The sequence below is a fragment of the Stenotrophomonas sp. 05L44_2 genome, assembly GCF_056665995.1.
On the sequence record NZ_JBFTNR010000581.1, the window covers coordinates 1 to 2,704 of the forward strand.

The 2,704-nt window shown below is 67.0% G+C and carries 2 protein-coding genes; both read left to right on the forward strand.

Annotated elements, in window-relative coordinates:
* Window positions 1–62: 62 nt before the first annotated feature.
* Window positions 63–1,349, forward strand: coding sequence for an O-acetylhomoserine aminocarboxypropyltransferase/cysteine synthase family protein (locus AC1VAN_RS17700; RefSeq protein WP_480986333.1), 1,287 nt, complete (start codon window positions 63–65; stop codon window positions 1,347–1,349).
* Between the two features lie 83 nt (window positions 1,350–1,432).
* Window positions 1,433–2,320: an AraC family transcriptional regulator gene (locus tag AC1VAN_RS17705; protein ID WP_282279916.1), complete on the forward strand. Its 888-nt coding sequence runs from the start codon at window positions 1,433–1,435 to the stop codon at window positions 2,318–2,320.
* Window positions 2,321–2,704: the final 384 nt, after the last annotated feature.

Here is a 2,704-nt window from a genome sequence, read left to right on the forward strand (position 1 = left end):
GCTCTCAATGGCGGTCGATGGCTGGCCTATGGTGGGCGTTTCCCCGGAAGGAGCCTGGCGCAATGAGCGATCCGCAGTGGCAACTGGAAACCCTGGCCGTKCACGGCGGCTACYSCCCSGACCCGACCACCCGYGCGGTGGCSGTGCCSATCTACCAGACCGTGGCCTAYGCRTTCGATGACACCCAGCACGGGGCGGACCTGTTCGACCTGAAGGTGCCGGGCAACATCTATACGCGCATCATGAACCCCACCACCGACGTGCTGGAGCAGCGCGTTGCGGCGCTGGAAGGGGGCATCGGCGCGTTGGCACTGGCTTCCGGGCAGGCCGCGATCACCTATGCGATCCAGACCATTGCCGAGGCCGGCGACAACATCGTCGCTGCCAGTGCGCTGTATGGCGGCAGCCTCAACCTGCTGGCGCACACGCTGCCGCAGTACGGCATCCAGGCGCGTTTCGCCGATCCGGCTGACCCGTCGGCGTTCGCGGCCTTGATCGATGAACGCACCAAGGCGGTGTTCGTCGAATCGATCGGCAACCCGCGCGGCAACGTCACCGACATCGCCGCCATCGCCGAGGTCGCGCATGCGGCCGGCGTGCCGTTGATCGTCGACAACACGGTGGCCACGCCATTCCTGCTGCGCCCGTTCGAACATGGCGCCGACATCGTGGTGCACTCGCTCACCAAGTACCTCGGTGGCCACGGCACCAGCTTGGGTGGGGCGATCGTCGATTCCGGCCGCTTCGACTGGACGGCACAGCCGCAACGCTTCGCCCGCTTGAACCAGCCCGATCCGAGCTATCACGGCGTGGTCTATACCGAAGCGCTCGGCGCGGCGGCCTACATCGGCCGTGCGCGGGTAGTGCCGTTGCGCAATACCGGCGCAGCGTTGTCACCGTTCAACGCCTTCCTGATCCTGCAGGGCATCGAGACCCTGGCGCTGCGCATGGAGCGGATCAACGCCAATGCGCTGGCTGTGGCGCAGTACCTGCGCGCGCATCCGAAGGTGGCGTGGGTGCGTTATGCCGGGCTGGCCGACGACCCCGAACACGCGGCGGCGCAGCGTTATCTGGGCGGGCATGGCTCCGGTGTGCTGACCTTCGGACTGCCGGGCGGGCGCGTTGCCGGCGCCCGCTTCCTCGATGCCCTGAAACTGTTCACCCGGCTGGTGAACCTGGGCGATGCCAAGTCACTGGCCACCCATCCTGCGTCGACCACCCATCGCCAACTGGATGCGGCCGAACTGGCCAGGGCCGGGGTCAGCGAGGACACCGTGCGCCTGTCGATCGGCATCGAGCACATCGGTGATCTGCGCGCGGACCTAGAACAGGCTCTCGCCCAGGCCTGAGGGCGGGCAATCGCGCAGGATCGGTCACGCACCCCGCTAAAGGATCAGGCACGATCGCAGCCAGGTCCTCAGCGGAGATGGTCATGAAGCGGCTTGCAGGCCTGCGCCAGGCGCAGGGAATCGAACGGGTCATCGACCATCTGCAGGGCTGCCTGCGTGAGCAGCAGGCACTGCCGGATGTAGCGTCACTGGCGACTGTCGCCCATCAGTCGCCCTATCACTTCCAGCGCCTGTACCGGGCACTGACCGGGGAAAGCCCCGGACAGACGCTGGACCGGCTGCGCCTGCTCAACGCCCTGCAGGCGCTGCAGCAGCCCGATGCAAGCGTCACCGACGCTGCGCTGGCCGCTGGATATGAGAGTGCGCAGGCCCTTGCGCGGCGCTGCAGGCAGCGCCTGGATACCACCCCGCGCGCGCTGCGCGCCGATGCAGCGCTGCGGCAGCAGTGGCAGCAGCTCTTGGCGCATCCACCGGCCGACGTGGACGCAGTGACCGCCGCCCCGCTGAAGGTGGAAGTGCGCGCGCTTCAGCCGTTCGAGGTCGTGCTGCTACGCGCGAAGGGGGCCTTCGGTGATCTCGATGCCAGCTTCGGCCGCCTGTACCAATGGGCGCAGGCGCAAGGGCTGGCCGACGATCTGCTACACCTGGTGGGCATCGCCATCGATGACCACCGGGACGTACCCGCGCAGGCGCACCGCTTCGACTGCGGGATGGGATTTGCCACCGCGCTGCCACAACTTTCGTCGCCGCTGCGGCGGCAGGCCCTCGGCGTCGGTCCGCATGCGGTCGTCCACCATGTCGGCCCCTATGAGCAGCTGCAGGCCGTGGGGGATGCGCTGCTGCGCGACTGGTGGCCGGACAGTGGGCACGCGCTTGCCGAAGCGCCACTGTACTTCCACTTCCTGGATGATCCCGAACAGGTGCCTGTCCACCAGTTGCGTGCCGACGTCTGCCTGCCGCTGGCAGGCTGATACCTGCTGGCTTGGTCGTCATCGCCAGAGGCGATCACCACCACTGCAGGAAAGCGTTACGGTAGAGACGCTCTCCAAGGGCGTGGCGATATCATCCCCGGCCGATGCGGGTCGGCCGGGGATTTTTTTGGGCGCAGCCAACCCAGGTAGATCCACGCCGTGCGTGGACGCATTTTGATGCACTGTCGAAATACTCGATTCCGATGGAGACCCATCCACGCATGGCGTGGATCTACTGTGTCGACCAAGGTCGACACCTACCAACAGCGGCACCGAACGCCGTACCCGCAGCTCGCTGAAATCTGTGGAAGGCGGGGTGGGTCTGGTTGCGGGGGTGTCCGCGGCATGGATGCCGCGGCCAAGCCTCCAGGGATGGATTCACGG

Bases quoted from the DNA above. Each gene is read 5' to 3' on its own strand.
- AC1VAN_RS17705 (WP_282279916.1), top strand. From the start codon at position 1,433: ATGAAGCGGCTTGCAGGCCTGCGCCAGGCGCAGGGAATCGAACGGGTC.